This window comes from Streptomyces cupreus, assembly GCF_014257025.1.
In the GTDB taxonomy this organism is placed as follows: domain Bacteria; phylum Actinomycetota; class Actinomycetes; order Streptomycetales; family Streptomycetaceae; genus Streptomyces; species Streptomyces cupreus.
The window spans coordinates 80,834-99,530 of the sequence record NZ_JACMSF010000011.1 but is presented as its reverse complement, the minus strand read 5'-3'; the positions used below and the strand labels follow the sequence as shown (position 1 = coordinate 99,530).

Annotated in this window: 15 protein-coding genes; 8 read left to right on the top strand and 7 right to left on the bottom strand. The window is 69.0% G+C overall.

The features are described 5' to 3' along the window. Window positions 1-40: 40 nt before the first annotated feature. The 4 genes from H4N64_RS13075 to H4N64_RS13060 form a co-directional block, all read right to left on the bottom strand. Complete coding sequence (locus tag H4N64_RS13075) at window positions 41-1,708, bottom strand: glycoside hydrolase family 13 protein (RefSeq protein WP_186282436.1); 1,668 nt, start codon at window positions 1,706-1,708, stop codon at window positions 41-43. 178 nt (window positions 1,709-1,886) lie between these two features. Further along, window positions 1,887-2,795 carry a sugar ABC transporter permease gene (locus H4N64_RS13070; RefSeq protein WP_186282435.1) on the bottom strand — a complete coding sequence of 303 codons (909 nt, stop codon included), beginning with the start codon at window positions 2,793-2,795 and terminating at the stop codon, window positions 1,887-1,889. A 13-nt stretch (window positions 2,796-2,808) separates the two neighbouring features. Further along, on the bottom strand, window positions 2,809-3,813 hold the full coding sequence (locus H4N64_RS13065; RefSeq protein WP_186282434.1) for a carbohydrate ABC transporter permease: 1,005 nt from the start codon (window positions 3,811-3,813) through the stop codon (window positions 2,809-2,811). Between the two features lie 107 nt (window positions 3,814-3,920). Beyond that, window positions 3,921-5,192: an extracellular solute-binding protein gene (locus H4N64_RS13060; protein ID WP_186282433.1), complete on the bottom strand. Its 1,272-nt coding sequence runs from the start codon at window positions 5,190-5,192 to the stop codon at window positions 3,921-3,923. A 380-nt stretch (window positions 5,193-5,572) separates the two neighbouring features. Here H4N64_RS13060 and H4N64_RS13055 point away from each other — a divergent pair, with 380 nt between their 5' ends. Beyond that, window positions 5,573-6,607: a substrate-binding domain-containing protein gene (locus H4N64_RS13055; protein WP_186282432.1), complete on the top strand. Its 1,035-nt coding sequence runs from the start codon at window positions 5,573-5,575 to the stop codon at window positions 6,605-6,607. A 132-nt stretch (window positions 6,608-6,739) separates the two neighbouring features. After that, window positions 6,740-7,603, top strand: a complete 864-nt coding sequence (locus H4N64_RS13050; RefSeq protein ID WP_186282431.1) for a phosphatase PAP2 family protein — start codon at window positions 6,740-6,742, stop codon at window positions 7,601-7,603. A gap of 144 nt (window positions 7,604-7,747) precedes the next feature. On the opposite strand, the gene H4N64_RS13045 is transcribed toward H4N64_RS13050, so the two are convergent. Further along, complete coding sequence (locus H4N64_RS13045) at window positions 7,748-10,732, bottom strand: bifunctional [glutamine synthetase] adenylyltransferase/[glutamine synthetase]-adenylyl-L-tyrosine phosphorylase (protein WP_186282430.1); 2,985 nt, start codon at window positions 10,730-10,732, stop codon at window positions 7,748-7,750. 102 nt (window positions 10,733-10,834) lie between these two features. Between H4N64_RS13045 and H4N64_RS13040 the strand changes: the two genes are divergently transcribed. Next, on the top strand, window positions 10,835-11,356 hold the full coding sequence (locus H4N64_RS13040; protein ID WP_186282429.1) for a pyridoxamine 5'-phosphate oxidase family protein: 522 nt from the start codon (window positions 10,835-10,837) through the stop codon (window positions 11,354-11,356). Between the two features lie 2 nt (window positions 11,357-11,358). Then, window positions 11,359-11,799: a VOC family protein gene (locus H4N64_RS13035; RefSeq protein WP_186282428.1), complete on the top strand. Its 441-nt coding sequence runs from the start codon at window positions 11,359-11,361 to the stop codon at window positions 11,797-11,799. 3 nt (window positions 11,800-11,802) lie between these two features. Here the strand turns inward: H4N64_RS13035 and H4N64_RS13030 are convergent, their stop codons facing one another. Continuing rightward, the gene (locus tag H4N64_RS13030; RefSeq protein ID WP_336246700.1) at window positions 11,803-12,246 is read right to left on the bottom strand and encodes a hypothetical protein; all 444 of its coding nucleotides are present in this window, start codon (window positions 12,244-12,246) and stop codon (window positions 11,803-11,805) included. 262 nt (window positions 12,247-12,508) lie between these two features. On the opposite strand from H4N64_RS13030, the gene H4N64_RS13025 reads away from it, so the two are divergent. After that, window positions 12,509-13,714 (top strand): hypothetical protein, encoded by a 1,206-nt coding sequence (locus H4N64_RS13025; RefSeq protein ID WP_186282427.1) that lies wholly within the window; start codon window positions 12,509-12,511, stop codon window positions 13,712-13,714. Between the two features lie 73 nt (window positions 13,715-13,787). Here H4N64_RS13025 and glnA read toward each other — a convergent pair whose 3' ends face one another. Further along, window positions 13,788-15,149, bottom strand: coding sequence for a type I glutamate--ammonia ligase (gene glnA, locus H4N64_RS13020; protein ID WP_186282426.1), 1,362 nt, complete (start codon window positions 15,147-15,149; stop codon window positions 13,788-13,790). Between the two features lie 393 nt (window positions 15,150-15,542). Between glnA and H4N64_RS13015 the strand changes: the two genes are divergently transcribed. The 3 genes from H4N64_RS13015 to H4N64_RS13005 all read left to right on the top strand — a co-directional run bounded on the left by H4N64_RS13015 (window position 15,543) and on the right by H4N64_RS13005 (window position 18,644). Continuing rightward, complete coding sequence (locus tag H4N64_RS13015) at window positions 15,543-16,202, top strand: DUF3105 domain-containing protein (RefSeq protein WP_186282425.1); 660 nt, start codon at window positions 15,543-15,545, stop codon at window positions 16,200-16,202. After that, entirely contained in the window at window positions 16,199-16,822 is a 624-nt protein-coding gene (locus H4N64_RS13010) for a DUF305 domain-containing protein (RefSeq protein ID WP_186282424.1), read from the top strand. Before H4N64_RS13015 ends, H4N64_RS13010 begins: the two co-directional genes overlap by 4 nt. 67 nt (window positions 16,823-16,889) lie before the next feature. After that, on the top strand, window positions 16,890-18,644 hold the full coding sequence (locus H4N64_RS13005; protein WP_186282423.1) for an NAD+ synthase: 1,755 nt from the start codon (window positions 16,890-16,892) through the stop codon (window positions 18,642-18,644). Window positions 18,645-18,697 lie beyond the last annotated feature (53 nt).

Below are 18,697 nucleotides of genomic sequence, written 5' to 3'. Positions count from 1 at the left end.
AGTGCGGTGACGGGCCCTGTGGTGGGGACGCCGGGGACGGTCAGGCCGTGGTGAACCACACCGTGGTGTCCGCAGGAAGCTTGGTCTCGCCGTCGACCTCGGCCACCTCACCGCTCGCCAGGAGCAGGCGGCCGTGGACGGGGGTGGTGATCGACTCGTCCGTCGTGTTGGCGACGCAGACGAACTCGCCCCGGCGGAAGGCCAGGACGCCCTCGGGGGCCTTCAGCCACTCCACCGAGTCGCCGGCGCCCAGGTCGGGCTCCGAGCGGCGGACGGCCAGGGCCGCACGGTACAGCTCCAGGGTCGAGCCCGGGGCGCCCGTCTGGGCCTCCACGCTGAGTTCGGCCCAGGCGGGGGGCTGGGGCAGCCAGCTGCCGCCGCTGCCGAAGCCGTACGACGAGCCCTCGCGGGTCCACGGGATCGGGACCCGGCAGCCGTCGCGGAAGCCGTCCTGGCCCTCGCCCCGGAAGTACGCGGGGTCCTGGCGGACCTCGTCCGGGAGGTCGACGACGTCCGGCAGGCCCAGTTCCTCGCCCTGGTAGACGTACGCCGAGCCGGGGAGGGCCAGCATGAGGAGCGTGGCCGCACGAGCGCGGCGCAGGCCCAGTTCGCGGTCGCCTGCCGTGCGGATCTGGGTGCCGAGGCCGGGCGGGTTGGCGAAGCGGGTCGAGTGGCGGGTCACGTCGTGGTTGGACAGGACCCAGGTCGCCGGGGCGCCCACCGGACGCATCGCCTCCAGGGTGCGGTCGATGACCGTACGCAGCTCCTTCGCGTCCCAGTCGGTGCCCAGGTACTGGAAGTTGAAGGCCTGGTGCAGCTCGTCGGGGCGGACGTAGTTCGCGGTGCGCTCGACGGTCGGGGTCCAGGCCTCGGCGACGAAGATGCGCTCGCCCGCGTACTCGTCGAGGATCGTGCGCCACTGCCGGTAGATGGCGTGCACGCCGTCCTGGTCGAAGAACGGCATGACATCGTTGCCCAGCAGCTTGAGCTGATCGTGGGCCCCGAGGTCGGGCAGTCCGTCGGCCTTGACCAGGCCATGGGCGACGTCGATGCGGAAGCCGTCGACGCCCATGTCCAGCCAGAAGCGCAGGATCGAGCGGAACTCGTCGCCGACGGCCGGGTGTTCCCAGTTGAAGTCGGGCTGCTCGGGGGCGAACAGGTGGAGGTACCACTCTCCGTCCTCGACCCGCGTCCACGCCGGGCCGCCGAAGATCGACTCCCAGTCGTTGGGCGGCAGTTCGCCGTTCTCGCCCTTGCCGGGGCGGAAGTAGTAGCGGTCCCGGAGCGAGGAGCCGGGGCCCTCGCGCAGCGCGCGCTTGAACCACTCGTGCTGGTCGGAGGAGTGGTTGGGCACGAGGTCGACGATGATGCGCAGGCCCAGCTCGTGCGCGTCGCGGATCAGGGCGTCGGCGTCGAGCAGGTTGCCGAACATGGGGTCGACGGCCCGGTAGTCGGCGACGTCATAGCCGGCGTCGGCCTGCGGGGAGGCGTAGAAGGGGCTCAGCCACACGGCGTCCACGCCGAGGTCGCGCAGATAGGGGAGTCGGGAGCGTACGCCTTCCAGGTCGCCCATGCCGTCGCCGTTGCTGTCGGCGAAGCTGCGCGGATAGACCTGGTAGATCACCGCGTCCCGCCACCAGTCGCGGCGGTGGGCGACGGTGGCTACGGCGGAGGTCGGTGCCGGGTCGGCGGAGTGCTGCTGGCTCATGGCGTCCTTGGGAGATCTAACGGAGTCATCGGGTCGGGGGTGCGTACGGCGGCGGGTTGTCGTGCCGAGACGGCCGCGGTGGCAGCGGGGTCGGATGGCCACCGCGGCCGTCTCGTGTCCGGGGAGGGCAACGCCGTATAGGGGCGGGGATCTGTGTCGAGTTCCACCCCAGCGGCTCTTACCCCTTTGTGCCGCCCGCGGTGAGGCCGGTCACCAGGTTCTTCTGGACGAGGTAGAAGAACGCGGAGACGGGTATCGCGATCAGCACCGCGGTGGCGGCCATGAGCTGGCGCTGGGCGTCGTGCTCGCTGACGAAGGTCTGCAGGGCGACGGCGAAGGTGTACTTCGTGTCCGACAGCATGAACGTCGAGGCGAAGGCGACCTCGCCGAAGGCCGTGATGAAGCTGTAGAAGCCGGCGACCGCCAGACCCGGCTTGGCGAGCGGCAGGATCAGCCGGAGGAACGTGCCGAAGGGGCTCAGTCCGTCGACGCGTCCGGCCTCGTCGATCTCGAACGGGATGGTGTCGAAGTAGCCCTTGAGCAGCCAGGCGCAGTACGGCACCGCGGTCGAGCAGTAGACCAGGATCAGACCGAGGTAGCTGTCGATGAGCTGGAGCTCGGACATGATCTGGTACATCGGCACGATGAGGACGGCGATGGGGAACATCTGGGTGACCAGAAGCACCCACATGAACTTCTTGTAGCCCGGGAAGCGCATCCGCGAGACCGCGTAGCCGGTGGTGGCGGCGATCATTACGCCGATGACGGTGGTGCCGAGCGAGACGATCAGGGTGCTCGTCAGCCAGTCGAAGAAGTTGGTCTCCTGCAGGACGAACGAGTAGTTGTCCAGTGTCATCTTCCCCCAGATGTCCCCGGGGTGCAGATAGTCGTCCTTGTCCGGGCCGAGGGAGAGGAAGACCAGCCAGGCGATCGGGAAGAGGGCGATGAGGCTCGCGGCGATCAGGATGCCGTGCGAGGCGGCCGAGGCCGCGAGGCTGCGCTCTCCTCGGCGGCGCACCATGCCCGGAGTGGGGGCCACGCGGATCTCCTTCTTGGCCTCGGCGGAGGTCTCAACGGTAGTGCTCATGGGAACTCCTGCCTCAGATCGCGAGCTGCTGGTCATTGCGGTTCAGCCAGCGGCGGTAGAAGGAGGTGAAGACGATCAGGATGGCGAGCAGCAGCATGCCGTAGGCGGCCGACTGCGCGAAGTCGCGCGGTTGCTGTCCGAAGCCGAGGTAGTAGGCCCACGTGACGAGGATCTGGGCGTCCGGGGCGGTGTCGCCGAACAGCAGGAAGATGATGGCGAACTGGTTGAAGGTCCAGATGATGCCGAGGAGTACGACGGTGGAGCTGACCGAGCGCAGGCCCGGCAGGGTGACGTAGCGGAACTGCTGCCACTTGCTCGCGCCGTCCATCTCGGCGGCCTCGTAGAGGGTGGAGTCGATGGACTGCAGTCCGCCGAGCAGCGAGAGCATCATGAACGGCACACCGCACCAGGTGTTGACCATGATCGCGGCGAACCGCTGCCAGAAGGTGTCCTCAAGCCACAGCGGGGTGGGCAGGTGGAGCGTCTCCAGGAAGGAGTTGATGACGCCGCCGTCGGCGAGCATGAAGCGCCAGCCGAAGACGGTGACGAAGGTCGGCACGGCCCAGGGCAGGATCAGGATCAGCCGGTACAGGGTGCGGCCGCGCAGCTGCTGGTTGAGCAGCAGGGCGAGGCCGAGGCCGAGGGTGTAGTGCAGGCCGACGCAGGCGCCCGTCCACACGATGGTCCAGATGAAGTGGGACCAGAAGCGTTCGTAGGAGGTCTCGCCCCACAGGATGTCGGCGTAGTTGTCGAAGCCGATGAACTTGTAGGTGGCCTCGATCTCGTTGACGCCGATGGTGCGGGCCGTGTTGAGGCTGTTGGCGTCCGTGAGCGTCAGATAGAAGCCGTAGGCCAGGGGGTAGAGCACGAGGACGCCGAGCACGACGACCACAGGCGTGATCATCGCGTAGGCGTACCAGTGCTTCTGGTAGGAGTGCTTCAGGCGCTGGCCCAGCCCGGGCCGCGGCGCGCGGTCACCGCGGCGCTTGCCGGTGGCGCGGTCGATGGCGACTGTCATGGTTCTCTCGACACCTTCTGGAAGATCAGGGGGCGGGCCTTACGCACAGGCCTGTGGCCGCCGGGTCCCGTCCCCCCTATCAGGCGGGACCCGGCGGCCACGGGCGATCACTTGCTGAAGTCCGGCACCAGCTTGGCGATGGCGGTCTCAGCGCTGCTCAGGCCCTCGTCCAGGGACTTCTTGCCGCCGGCGATGGCGAGCAGCTCGGTGTCCAGCGGGCCCCACAGGGAGCTGTACTCGGGCAGGGCCGGGCGCGGCTGGGCGGCGGCGAGCACGGTCTGGTAGCCGGCGATGCCCGGGTCGGCCTTGACCTCGTCGGTGTAGGCGTCGTCGCGCGTGGGGAGCGTGGAGTTCTTCAGCGCGATGGTCTCCTGGGCGTGCGCGGAGGTCATGAAGTTGACGAACTTCAGCGAGGCCTCCTGGTGCGCGGCGTCGGAGCCGGCGTACACGGAGAGGTTGTGGCCGCCGGTCGGGGCGCCCGCCTCGCCGGTGGAGCCGGCCGGGACGGTGGCGATGCCGAGGTTCGCCTTGTCCTTGAACGCCGAGCCCTTGTAGAAGTTCGTGATCTCCCAGGGGCCCTGGACGATCGAGGCGACCTTGCCGCTGACGAACGCCTCCTGGATGTGGGCGTAGGCGTCGGCGGTGGTGTCGGCCTTGTGCAGGCCCTTGCCGTCGAAGAGGTCCTGCCAGGTGCCGTAGGCCTTCTTGGCCTCGGCGGAGGTCACGGTGATCTTCTTGGCGTCGGCGTCGACGGTGTCGGTGCCCTCGCCGTAGAGGAAGGACTGGGCGTAGTAGGCCTGGGTGGAGCCCCAGTAACCGTCGACGCCGGTCTTGTCCTTGATCGTGGCGGCGGCCTTCTTCAGGTCGTCCCAGGTCTTGGGGGCCTCGACGCCGGCCTTCTCGAAGAGCTCCTTGTTGTAGACAAGGGCGAGGGTGTCCGTGGTGAACGGCACGCCGTAGGTCTTGCCCTCGTACTTGGCCTGCTCGATCAGGTTGGACTTGAACTTGCTCTCGTCGGCCAGGGCCTCGGTGCCGTCCAGCGGCAGGAAGAAGCCCTTCTTGGCGAAGGCGGGGGTCCAGCCGACCTCGGACCGGAGCACGTCCGGGGCGCCCTTGGAGCCGGCGGCGGTGTCGAACTTGTTCTGCGCCTGGTCGAAGGGGACGTTGACGTACTTGACCTTGATGTTCTTGTTGGCGGCCTCGAACTCCTTGACCAAGGCCTTGTACGTCGGCGCCTCATTGGTGGCGTTGGAGGTGTCCCACCAGGTGATGGTGACCGGACCGTCGGCCTTGTCGCCGCTGTCGCTGTCTCCGCCGCAGGCCGTCGCCGCGAGGGCGAGGGACGCCACCAGCGCGGTGGCCGCTATGCCACGCCGCATGAGTTCTCCTTGAGGTGAAAGCCCGTGTGGTGCAGGGGCGGCCCCGTCTGCCGGTCCCTGCTGTCTTGCCGACTGCGCCGTTGCGGCCGCCGGGCGTCGTGAACGTAACAGCGATGCAAGCGCCGCGAAAGACCTTGCAGAAAAAAAGTGCAAGGCATCACCGAAGTTACCCGGGCGTGACCTGTCGGCTACTGCTGTGAGACCGTTGTTCTGCGGGGTTGAGCGGGCACGGACGGTGTTGTGCAAGACTCTGCAAGCTCTTGCCATCCGTTTCACGAGGGGACGCCATGTCGCAGCAACCCGCAGCGCGCAGGTCAAACGCCCGCACCCGGCGTCCGATTGGTGTGCAAGGCGACATACGGCCGGTACAGTCCAGTGCCGTGACCACACGGCTTGCGGACATCGCTGCGCAGGCGGGGGTGAGCGAAGCGACCGTCAGCCGCGTCCTCAACGGGAAGCCGGGCGTCGCCGCCACCACCCGCCAGTCGGTGCTGGCTGCGCTCGACGTCCTGGGCTACGAGCGCCCGGTGCGTCTGCGGCAGCGCAGCGAGGGCCTCGTCGGCCTGATCACCCCGGAGCTGGAGAACCCGATATTCCCGGCCCTCGCCCAGGTCATCGGCCAGGCGCTGACCAGGCAGGGCTACACACCGGTGCTCGCCACCCAGACGCCCGGCGGCTCCACCGAGGACGAGCTGACCGAGATGCTGGTCGACCGCGGGGTCGCGGGCATCATCTACGTCTCCGGACTGCACGCGGACACCACGGCGGACATGCAGCGCTACGAACGACTGCGCGCCCAGGGTGTTCCTTTCGTCCTCGTCGACGGCTTCTCCCCCAAGGTGCAGGCGCCGTTCATCTCCCCCGACGACCGGGCGGCGATGGCGCTGGCGGTCACGCATCTGGTCTCGCTCGGTCACACCCGGATCGGTCTGGCGCTCGGCCCGAAACGGTTCGTCCCGGTCCAGCGAAAGATCGAGGGCTTCGTCCGCACGATGCAGGACCAGCTGGGGCTTGCCACGGAGGTCATAGAGACCGAGCTGGTGCAGCACTCGCTGTACACCCTGGAGGGCGGCCAGGCGGCCACCACGGCGCTGATCGACCGCGGCTGCACGGCGGTGGTGTGCGCCAGCGACATGATGGCGCTGGGCGCGATACGGGCGGCGAGGCAGCGGGGCCTTGACGTCCCGAAGGACATCTCGGTCGTGGGCTTCGACGACTCCCCGTTGATCGCCTTCACCGACCCGCCGCTGACGACGGTCCGCAAGCCGGTGCCGGCGATGGGGCAGGCCGCGGTGCGGACGTTGCTGGAGGAGATCGGCGGGACTCCGGCGCCGCACAGTGAGTTCGTGTTCATGCCGGAACTGGTGGTGCGTGGTTCGACCGCTTCTGCCCCTGGGGACCGGAATCGTCCCTAGGGCGGAGACTGAACGGCCCTGTACCGTGCACTCGTAGGACAGCGCGGGCATCCGCCTGTCGTAGAACCTGCGACCGGAACCAGACCGGGGGATGATCGGTGGGGGAAGGCATTTCTGGCAGACTCTGTGCCCATGGGTGACACGACCGTGACCGAGCTGGAAGACCGCACACAGGCGGCCGTTCCGAACCCCGTCACGGCAGCGGAGAGGCCGGGCCTGCTGCACCGGATGCGCGCTCCGCGCCGGCCCCGGCTGTGGTTCGAGATCCTGCTGATCGCGGTGAGTTACTGGACGTACTCACTGATCCGCAACGCCGTTCCGGAGCAGCGGTCCGAGGCACTGCGCAACGCCGACTGGATCTGGAAGGCGGAGCAGACGCTCGGTTTCGCCGTCGAGCAGTCGGTCAACCACACCGTGAACTCGGTGACTTGGCTGATCGTGGGCATGAACTACTACTACGCGACGCTGCACTTCGTGGTGACGCTCGGTGTTCTGGTGTGGCTCTACCGTAGTCACCCCGGCCGCTACGCGGCGACCCGCATGGTCCTGTTCGCGACCACGGGTGTGGCCCTGCTCGGTTACTACCTGTATCCGCTCGCCCCGCCCCGGTTGATGACCGGCGGCAACTTCATCGACACGGTCCTGGTCCATCAGACCTGGGGTTCGATGGCCTCGGGCGACCTGAAGAACATGTCGAACCAGTACGCCGCGATGCCGTCGATGCACATCGGCTGGTCCCTGTGGTGCGGCCTGACCATCTTCGCCCTGGCCTCGGTGCCGTGGGTGAAGGTCCTGGGCCTCCTCTACCCGGCGGCCACCCTGGTGGTCATCGTCGCCACCGCCAACCACTTCTGGCTGGACGCGGTCGGCGGCCTGCTGTGCCTGGCGTTCGGTTACGCGGTGGCACGGGCCTGGTACGGGGCGTTGCCGTACTCGCTGCCGAAGCTGGTGCCGGCCAGGAACACCCAGCGCGGCCTGCTGCCCACCAGGCGCTGAGCAAGGGGCGCGGGGCTGTGTCGATATGCGCCTCCGCCGCGATGGGGGTCCCCCCGCTCGAGCGAAGCCGAGAGTGGGGGAGCGACCAGCCACGACGTCGCCGCAGACGACCGACGGCATGTCGCGGCACTTCCGGCGGAGCGCTCAGCCCCCGTAGAACAGCTCCTCCACCACGCCCCGCGCCCGTCTTGCCGTGCGGCGGTAGTCGTCGAGCATGTCGCCGACGCGGCCGGGGCCGTAGCCGAGGTAGCGGCCGACCGCGGCGAGTTCGCGGGGGTCCGAGGGGAAGGTGTCGCCGGCGCGGCCGCGGACCAGCATCACGGCGTTGCGGACTCGGGTGGCGAGGACCCAGGCCTCGTCGAGTGTGGCCGCGTCCTGCGCCGGGATCAGGCCGGCTGCGGCCGCCGCGGACAGGGCGGCCCGGGTCTGTGTGGTGCGCAGGCCCGGCTGGGTGGCGCCGTGGCGCAGCTGGAGGAGCTGGACCGTCCATTCGACGTCGGAAAGGCCGCCGGGGCCGAGCTTGGTGTGGAGTTTGGGGTCGGCGCCGCGCGGGAGGCGTTCGGATTCCATACGGGCCTTCAGGCGGCGGATCTCACGGACCGCGTCGTCGGCGAGGCCCGCCGACGGGTAGCGCAGGGGGTCGCTCAGCTCGATGAAGCGGCGGCCCAGGTCCTCGTCCCCGGCGACCGGTTCGGCCCGCAGCAGCGCCTGCGACTCCCAGACCAGGGACCAGCGGCGGTAGTAGGCCCCGTAGGAGTTCAGCGTGCGCACCAGGGGGCCCGTCTTGCCCTCGGGGCGCAGGTCGGCGTCGATCAGCAGGGGCGGGTCGGCGCTCGGGATCTGGAGCAGTCGGCGCATCTCGGAGACGACGCGGTTCGCGGCCTGGGCGGCCTCGTGCTCGTCGACGCCGTCGCGGGGTTCGTGGACGAACAGGACGTCCGCGTCGGAGCCGTAGCCGAGTTCGTGGCCGCCGAAGCGGCCCATGCCGATGATCGCGAACCGGGTGGGCAGGGTGTCGCCCCAGCCCTCGCGGACCACCGCGCGCAGGGTGCCGGCCAGCGTCGCCGCGGTCAGGTCGGAGACGGCGCCGCCGACCCGGTCCACGAGGGCGCCCTGGTCGGCCTCGGCGGGCTGGGCCTCGGTGCCGTAGGAGCCGACGATGTCGGCGGCGGCCGTACGGAACAGCTCGCGGCGGCGCACGCCACGGGCGGCGGTGACGGCCTGGGCGGCGCCGTCGGCGCGGCCGACCGCGGCGAGGATCTCCTGTTCCAGGTGGGCGCGGGAGCGGGGTTCGAGGCCGCCGCCGTCACCGTCGCCGAGCAGGGCCACCGCCTCGGGGGCGCGCATCAGCAGATCGGGGGCGAGGCGTCCGGCGGACAGCACGCGTGCGAGGTTCTCCGCGGCCGCGCCCTCGTCCCTGAGCAGCCGTAGATACCAAGGGGTCTTGCCGAGGGCGTCGGAGACCTTGCGGAAGTTGAGCAGGCCCGCGTCGGGGTCGGCGGAGTCGGCGAACCAGCCGAGCAGGACGGGCAGCAGGGTGCGTTGGATGGCGGCCTTGCGGGTGACGCCGGACGCCAGCGCCTCCAGGTGGCGCAGGGCGGCGGCCGGGTCGCCGTAGCCGAGGGCGACGAGCCGTTCGCGGGCCGCCTCGCTGCTCAACCGGGCCTCGCCGGGGGCGAGTTGGGCGACCGCGTCGAGCAGTGGCCGGTAGAAGAGCTTCTCGTGCAGCCGTCGTACGACGGAGGCGTGCCGCCGCCATTCGCGGTTGAGGTCGGCCACCGGGTCGCTGCGCAGGCCCAGCGAGCGGCCGATGCGGCGCAGATCGGCCTCGTCCTCGGGGACGAGGTGGGTGCGGCGCAGCCGGTACAGCTGGATGCGGTGCTCCATGGAGCGCAGGAAGCGGTAGGCGGCGTCCAGTTGGGCGGCGTCCGCGCGGCCGACGTAGCCGCCGGCGGCGAGGGCCTTCAGGGCGTCCAGGGTGGTGCCGCTGCGCAGGGAGACATCGGCCCGCCCGTGCACCAACTGAAGGAGCTGGACGGCGAATTCGACGTCCCTGAGTCCGCCGGGGCCGAGCTTGAGCTGACGGTCGAGTTCGGTGGGGGGGATGTTCTCCACTACCCGGCGCCGCATCTTCTGCACGTCGGTGACGAAGTTCTCGCGCTCGGCGGCCTTCCAGACGAGGGGTTCGAGGGCGGCGACGTACTCCTCGCCGAGCTCGATGTCACCGGCGACCGGGCGGGCCTTGAGAAGTGCCTGGAACTCCCAGGTCTTCGCCCAGCGCTGGTAGTAGGCGAGGTGGCTGGAGAGCGTACGCACCAGCGGACCGTTTCTGCCCTCGGGCCGCAGATTGGCGTCGACGGGCCAGATCGAGCCCTCGACGGTGGTCTCGGAGCAGATCCGCATCATGTGCGAGGCGAGCTTGGTGGCCGCTCTGAGGGCCTTGCCTTCGTCGGCGCCCTCGGCGGCCTCGCCGACGAAGATGACGTCGACGTCGGAGACGTAATTGAGTTCATGGCCACCGCACTTGCCCATCGCGATCACCGCGAGCCGGCACGCGGCGGCGTCCTCGGGCGCGGCGGCGCGGGCGATGGCGAGCGCGGCGCGCAGGGTCGCGGTGGCGAGGTCGGCGAGCTCGGCGGCGGACTCGGCGACATCGGTGGTGCCGCACACGTCACGGGCGGCGATGGACAGCAGACAGCGCCGGTAGGCGACGCGCAGCCGGACGGGGTCGGTGGCCTTGGCGAGGCCCCGCTCGAACTCGGCGACGCCGGGGTGCAGGTCCCGGGGTTCGTAGGTGACGAGGGCCCGCCAGTCGTCGGAGTGCCGGGCGAGGTGCTCGGCGAGCGCGGTGGAGGCGCCGAGGACGCCGAGGAGGCGGTCGCGCAGCGGCTTGGCGGCTATCACCGTGTCCAGCAGCTCCCGTCCGGACTGCGCCTCCAGCAGCCGTACGAGACCGTGCAGCGCGAGATCCGGGTCGGCGGTGGCGCCGAGGGCCTCCAGCAGCACCGGGTCGTTGCGTACGGGGGCCAGTTCCGGGGCCTCCAGCAGCCGCTCGGCGGCGCTCGGATCAGTGAAGCCGTGCCGCAGCAGCCGTGTGAAGGTACTGCTTCTGCGCCCCGGCGCCGTCATCCCCGGCCCTCCCGTCCGATCAAGGTCGTACGCGGTCGAGCCTAACCGCAGAGCTGGTGAGAAGCGCCGATGAGTTCCGGGGCGGCACGGGGTCTGCCCTGTATGACCGACAACGAACCGCAGACCCGGCTCGACGCCCGTTACAGCGACGAGAAGGCCACGGCGAAGCCCTGGTCCGAGGCCCTGGCGCTGCTGACGCGGGCCGAGCTGTTCTGGATCTCGACGGTCCGCCCGGACGGGCGGCCGCATGTGACCCCGCTGCCGGCGGTCTGGTCGGAGGGCGCCCTGTACTTCTGCACGGGCCCGGAGGAGCGCAAGGCCCGCAACCTGGCCGCGAATACGCGCGTCGTGCTCACCACGGGCACGAACACCTGGGACAAGGGATACGACCTCGTCGTCGAGGGCGAGGCGGTGCGGGTGACGGACGACGGCAGGCTGCGCGAGCTGGCGGCGGCCTGGGAGGCGAAGTACGGCAGCTTCTGGCACTTCGACGTCCAGGACGGCTGCTTCCATCACGGAGCCGGGCACGCTTTCGTGTTCTCGGTGGCGCCGCGCACGGTTTTCGGCTTCGGTAAGGGTGAGCCGTTCAGCCAGACCCGCTGGCGATTCTCCAGGGAGGACTAGCGATGGACTTCACCCTTGAAGTGATCCCGCTGCCCGTGAGCGACATCGACCGAGCCAGGGACTTCTACCGGGACAAGGTCGGCTTCCACGTCGACATCGACCAGGAGGTCATGCCCGGCATGCGAATCGTCCAGCTGACGCCGCCCGGCTCCGGCTGTTCGATCGCGCTGGGCGACAGCATCTGGGACCTCACCAAGGGCGAGACGAAGCCGGAACCCGGCTCCTACCAGGGCCTCCAGCTGTGCGTTGCCGACATCAAGGCGGCGCACGCGGAGCTGGTGGAGCGAGGCCTGGAGGTGTCGGAGCCGGTCCAGTACGCGCCGGACGACGGCGCCACGTTCATGTACTTCACGGACCCCGACGGCAACGGCTGGGCAATCCAGGAGTACCGAGTCAGGGCCGGCAAGCCCCTGCACAAGCACCTGTCGGAGCAGGCCGGCTGACCCTCAGGTACGCCCGCTCTGGGTGAACGGGCACCCCTGGAGCCGCCGGTGCCACCACCGCAGCCCGGGCTCGGCGAGCGGATCGGGAAGGGTACGGGCTCGATACTCCGCATCCAGCCCCTTGATGACCCGCGCAAGCTCGGCACGGTCCCGCGGAGGCAGATTCCGCAGGACGGTGCCGAGCACGCCGCGAGCATGCCGTACGTCCCTGAGGGAGCAGCCTCGGCAACCGCAGTCGTCGCCGTACGGATAGCGGGTTCTACGCCCTGCCGGACTCAGGAAGTCCTGGTACCGCCGCAGGGCGCGGTCGGTGACGCCGGGGAAGACGAAGTAGTCGGTGGCGAGCGCCTCGCACCGGTGAACGGCGAGGCTGGTACGGGCGGAGAGCCCGTGAATGCGGTCCGGGGGGCTCGTTCCACCCGCGCTGTTGACGCCACTGCGCAGCACGCAGCGAGCCAGGCCGCTTACGCGGCATCGGCCTTTCGTGACGGCGAGTTCATGGAGGAAGAGTAACCCCGCCTCCTGGCGAAGCGGTGCGAGGCCCCTGTGCTCTGTAAGTCAGTTGCACCTCCAGCCCCTCTGTGGTGAACTGGAGATTAAACACAGCCACCATCTCGTAAGTGGCTTTTCGTGGCGAATCCCTCGGTTGCACTCTTCTGCTTTCACCTTTCCTGTCGACTTTCCCCGGAACAACAGGATTGTGATTCGAATGAGTGACGACGTAGCTGGGCACAAGAAGACCGGCTCCTGGCGCCAGCGCGCAGGTGCTCACATTGCAGCCGTGCAAGCCGAGCTCAACCGCATTGAAAAAATGGCGGTCCTGTCGGCGCACGACAAGAAGCTCGCGGAAAAGGCACACCAGCTTTTACACGGGGCGCGGCAAGCGACGGACAGTTGGCCATTCTGGGCCGGCGCATCCGCGCGAGATCGGACCTTGGCCACCATTCACGAAGCCGAGTTGATCGTCCTCAAACTAACACCTGCCCAAGAGCTCGGGTGGGAAGGATCCTCTGTTCTGGCCAAGGGTATCCAACACTTGGGGCAGGAGGATCCGCGCCTCAAGCTGCTTGAAGAACATCTGCGCGAAAATGACAATATGCTGGACGTCCAGGGTAGGCATCTGGCCGCCGGAGTCCTTCATGCCGCCAATCACACAGAGGAAATCGAGATAGCCAGGGTGCGGAATTTCCGCAACATCTTGATTCTCACCTTCCTTGCGCTTTCCGCATTCACAGTACTCCTAATTCTGTCGGGCTATCAGAATCCTGCCGCGCTCGCGGACAAGCTTTGCTTCGAACCACCGGCCCCTACTCGCGAGAACCTCAATCGCAAGGATTATGTCTGCCCCGTCGATGGCCCGCGGCCGGCCGACGGTGACAACGTATTGCTGGTGGCGTCCCTGGGTGCCGCAGCCGCAGCACTCGCAGGTGCCACGTCCATTCGACATATCCACGGATCCGCTGTCCCGTACATGGTCCCCATGAGCCTGCTCATTCTGCGCATCCCCATCGGCGCCTTGTCCGCCATTCTGGGATTGGTCCTCATCCATGGCGAATTCATCCCCGGACTTTCGGCGCTGGACAGCGGGGCCCAGATCGCGGCATGGGCCGTGGCATTTGGGATCGGCCAGGAAGGCTTGACACGGCTGCTCGACAAAAAGGGCAACCTTCTCCTGGAGAACGTGCGCGGTTCAGCGCGGGCCGTCGATTCGCCGCCGCCCAGAACCGACAGGTTGATCAAGCCCGTGATACAGCCCAGCGGACCCAATGGAGCCAAGCCCGGTGGTGACGGAGCGGCAGCTGAGGAGGAGCAGCCCGAGAGGGCGCCCGATGGGGGCGAAGAGGCAGCTGAGCGGACGAGGCCCGAGGAGGCCCCCAAGCGAGGGGGCGACGGGGCGGCGAGCGCCGACGTGTAGCTCCTGCACCGGCGCGGAGGGGCCCGGACGCACACTGCGTCCGGGCCCCTCCGAGAATGCGTCTGACCTGTACTTACAGCACCGGCAGGTTCTTGCGGAGCTCGAACGCCGTGACCTCGCTGCGGTACTCCTCCCACTCCGAGCGCTTGTTGCGCAGGAAGAAGTCGAAGACGTGTTCGCCCAGGGTCTCGGCGACCAGGTCGCTGCTCTCCATGAGGGTCAGGGCCTCGCCGAGGTTCTGTGGGAGGGGCTCGATGCCCATCGCGCGGCGCTCGGCGTTGGAGAGGGCCCAGACGTCGTCCTCGGCGCCCGGGGGCAGCTCGTAGCCCTCCTCGATGCCCTTGAGGCCGGCAGCCAGCAGCACGGCGTAGGCCAGGTACGGGTTGGCGCCGGAGTCCAGGGAGCGGACCTCCACGCGCGCGGAGCCGGTCTTGCCGGGCTTGTACATCGGCACGCGGACCAGGGCCGAGCGGTTGTTGTGGCCCCAGCAGATGTACGACGGCGCCTCGCCGCCCGCGCCTGCCGTGCGCTCGGAGCCGCCCCAGATGCGCTTGTAGGAGTTCACCCACTGGTTGGTGACCGCCGAAATCTCCGCGGCGTGCTTCAGCAGGCCCGCGATGAAGGAGCGGCCGACCTTGGAGAGCTGGTACTCGGAGCCCGACTCGTAGAACGCGTTCCGGTCGCCCTCGAAGAGCGAGAGGTGGGTGTGCATACCGCTTCCCGGGTGCTCCGAGAACGGCTTCGGCATGAACGTCGCCTGTACGCCCTGCTCCAGCGCCACCTGCTTCATGACCAGGCGGAACGTCATGATGTTGTCGGCCGTGGACAGCGCGTCGGCGTAGCGCAGGTCGATCTCCTGCTGGCCCGGCGCGCCCTCGTGGTGGGAGAACTCCACCGAGATGCCCATCGACTCCAGCATGGTGATCGCCTGGCGGCGGAAGTCCATGCCGACGTTGGTCGGGGTGTGGTCGAAGTAGCCGGAGTTGTCGGCCGGGGTGGGGCGGGAGCCGTCGAGGGGGCGGTCCTTCAGCAGGAAGAACTCGATCTCGGGGTGGGTGTAGAAGGTGAAGCCCAGGTCGGAGGTGCGGGCCAGGGCGCGCTTGAGGACGTAGCGCGGGTCCGCGAAGGACGGGGAGCCGTCCGGCATCAGGATGTCGCAGAACATCCGGGCCGTGCCGGGGGTCTCCGCGCGCCAGGGCAGGACCTGGAAGGTGGAGGGGTCCGGCTTGGCGATCATGTCGGACTCGTAGACCCGGGCGAAGCCCTCGATGGCCGAGCCGTCGAAGCCGATGCCCTCGTCGAAGGCCTGTTCAAGCTCGGCCGGGGCCACGGCGACGGACTTGAGGAAGCCCAGCACGTCCGTGAACCACAGGCGTACGAACCGGATGTCGCGCTCCTCCAACGTACGGAGCACGAACTCCTGCTGCTTGTCCATCTTCCGCTTCCCCATCCTTGCTGGTCAGGCCGTCTGTCCCGCGCAGGGCGGAAAAGTCGGTCGGGCACCTGAGCATCACACCACACGACCGTTTCGCGCGCGTTGCCGACCTTGATCGGCAAGCCGACCTCGGTCTGAACGCCCGGCGTGCCGCGGGTGTACAGCTCTGCCGCCCATCTTGCCTGCTCGGACCGACATCCGTAATGCCCGGCCGCCACCGACTGTGACGGGCCGGGTCCGGTCCCGTCGACGATCATTCGCGGAGCACCTGTCGAGTGCCTGTCGATTCCGTTGCGATCCGGCCCTTTCCTGTGCCCTCCCTTCGAGAGGCCACTCCTCCCCCATTACGATCAGCGGACCCGACCGTCCCTTTCCGTAGAAGGACATCACGCCATGGGATCCGCCAAGAAGAGCAACGCGGGCCGCAAGGCCCGCATAGAAGAGATGCGGCGCGCCGAGCAGGCTCGCGAGCGCCGCAACCGGATCCTCACGATCAGCGCCAGCGTGACCGTGGTCGCCGCCCTGGTCGTCGGCGGTGTCGTCCTGGTGCAGTCGCAGTCCGACGACAGCGACTCGGCCGACTCCAAGACCACGGGCTCCCTGGTGGCCGGCGCCGACGGTGTGAGCACGTGGAAGGGCGGCAAGCTGTCCCAGACCCACGTCAGCAAGAAGGTGACGTACCCGGTCGAGCCCCCGGTCGGCGGTGACCACAACCCGGTCTGGCAGAACTGCAACGGCGACGTCTACACCGAGGCCGTGGCGAACGAGAACGCCGTGCACTCGCTGGAGCACGGCGCGGTCTGGGTGACGTACACCAGCAAGGCCTCGAAGGCGGACGTCGAGGCGCTCGCGGCGAAGGTGAAGAAGACGCCGTACACGCTGATGAGCCCGTACGAGAACCAGAAGTCGCCGATCATGCTCTCGGCGTGGGGGGCGCAGCGCACGGTGACGAGCGCGAGCGACCCGAACCTCGACAAGTTCTTCGAGAAGTACGTCCAGGGCGAGCAGACGCCCGAGCCGGGCGCCGCGTGCACGGGCGGTAAGGCGCAGTGAGGAAGCACGTCGGCTGGATCGCGGGGACCGCGGCGGCGGTGCTCGTCGCGGCCGGCGCGATCACGTACGCCGTGGCGGAGGACGGGGGGTCCGACGCGGCCCCCACCGCCGACTCGGCGGACGCCGGGTTCGCCCGGGACATGGCGGTGCACCACCAGCAGGCCGTGGAGATGTCGTACATCGTGCGGGATCGCACGGACGACACCGAGGTGCGGCGCCTTGCGTACGACATCGCGCAGACGCAGGCCAACCAGCGCGGGATGCTGCTGGGCTGGCTCGATCTGTGGAAGCTGCCGAAGGTGTCGTCGGATGCGCCGATGACCTGGATGGACATGGGCTCCATGGCCTCCGGCGAGGACGGCGCGCTGATGCCCGGCATGGCGACGAACACCGAGATGAAGAAGCTGGAGAGCCTGAGCGGCAAGCAGGCCGAGGTCTTCTTCCTCCAGCTCATGACCGACCACCACAAGGGCGGCATCCACATGGCCGAGGCCTGTGTGAAGCGGTGCAAGGTCGGGGTGGAGAAGCGGCTCGCGCAGACCATGGTCAACGGTCAGGAGTCGGAGATCCAGTTGATGGCGGGGATGCTGAAGGACCGGGGCGCCAAGGCCCGGCCGTAGCGCGCGGGTGGGCTGGGCCACACCCCGCGCCACCCCATCGCGTCGCTCTGACGATTACACTGGGCGCGTGCCTCAACTTCGCCTCGCCCTGAACCAGATCGACTCGCGCGTCGGTGACCTCGCCGGCAACACCGAGACGATCGTCCGCTGGACCCGGCACTCCGCCGAGCAGGGAGCGCATCTCGTGGCGTTCCCGGAGATGGTGCTGACCGGGTATCCCGTCGAGGACCTGGCCCTCAGGTCCTCCTTCGTGGAGGCGTCCCGCGCGGCCCTGCGCGCGCTCGCCGCCCGGCTCGCGAAGGAGGGCTTCGGGGAGCTGCCGGTGATCGTCGGCTACCTCGACCGCTCCGAGCAGGCCCAGCCGAAGTACGGCCAGCCGGCCGGCGCCCCGCGGAATGCCGCGGCGGTGCTGCACCGCGGCGAGGTGGTGCTCACCTTCGCCAAGCATCACCTGCCGAACTACGGCGTCTTCGACGAGTTCCGCTACTTCGTGCCCGGCGACACCATGCCGGTGGTGCGGGTGCACGGCGTGGACGTGGCCCTCGCGATCTGCGAGGACCTGTGGCAGGACGGCGGCCGGGTGCCGGCGGCGCGGTCGGCCGGGGCCGGGCTGCTGGTCTCGATCAATGCCTCGCCGTACGAGCGCAACAAGGACGACACCCGTCTCGAACTGGTCCGCAAGCGCGCTCAGGAGGCGGGCTGCACCACCGCCTACCTCGCCATGATCGGCGGCCAGGACGAGCTGGTCTTCGACGGCGACTCGATCGTGGTCGACGCGAGCGGCGAGGTGATCGCGCGGGCGCCGCAGTTCTCGGAGGGCTGCGTGGTCCTGGACCTCGACCTCCCGGCGGTCGCCGCGGACGCCCCGACGGGCCTGGTGGACGACGGTCTCAGGATCGACCGCGTAGTGCTGTCGGAGGACCCCCTCCCGCCCTACGCCCCGGAGCTGACCGGCGGCTACGCCGACCGCCTCGACGACGACGAGGAGGTGTACTCGGCGCTGGTCGTGGGCCTGCGGGCGTACGTCGCCAAGAACGGCTTCAAGTCGGTCCTGATCGGTCTGTCCGGCGGCATCGACTCGGCGCTGGTGGCGGCCATCGCGTGCGACGCGGTGGGCGCGCAGAACGTGTACGGCGTCTCGATGCCGTCCAAGTACTCCTCCGAGCACTCCAAGGGCGACGCGGCGGAACTGGCGCGGCGGACGGGCCTGAACTTCCGTACGGTCCCGATCGAGCCGATGTTCGACGCCTACATGGCGTCGACGGAGCTCACGGGCCTGGCGGAGGAGAACCTCCAGTCCCGGCTGCGCGGCACGCTGCTGATGGCGATCTCCAACCAGGAGGGCCACATCGTCCTGGCGCCGGGCAACAAATCGGAGCTGGCGGTGGGCTATTCGACGCTGTACGGCGACTCGGTGGGCGCGTACGGCCCGATCAAGGACGTCTACAAGACGTCCATCTTCCGCCTCGCGGAGTGGCGGAACCGATCGGCGGCCGAGCGCGGCCAGACCCCGCCGATCCCGGAGAACTCCATCACCAAGCCGCCGAGCGCGGAACTGCGCCCCGGCCAGGTCGACACCGACTCCCTGCCCGACTACCCCGTCCTGGACGCGATCCTGGAACGCTACGTCGACCGCGACGAGGGCGCCGACCTCATTGTCGCCGCGGGCTTCGACCCGGCCCTGGTCGCCAAGACGCTCCGCATGGTCGACACGGCCGAGTACAAGCGCCGCCAGTACCCGCCGGGCACGAAGATCTCCCCGAAGGGCTTCGGCAAGGACCGCCGTCTGCCGATCACCAACGGGTGGCGCGAGACGGTGTAGGGACGAGACGGCGGCAGCCCGCCGACGGGGGAAATCGGCGGGCTGCCTCTGTG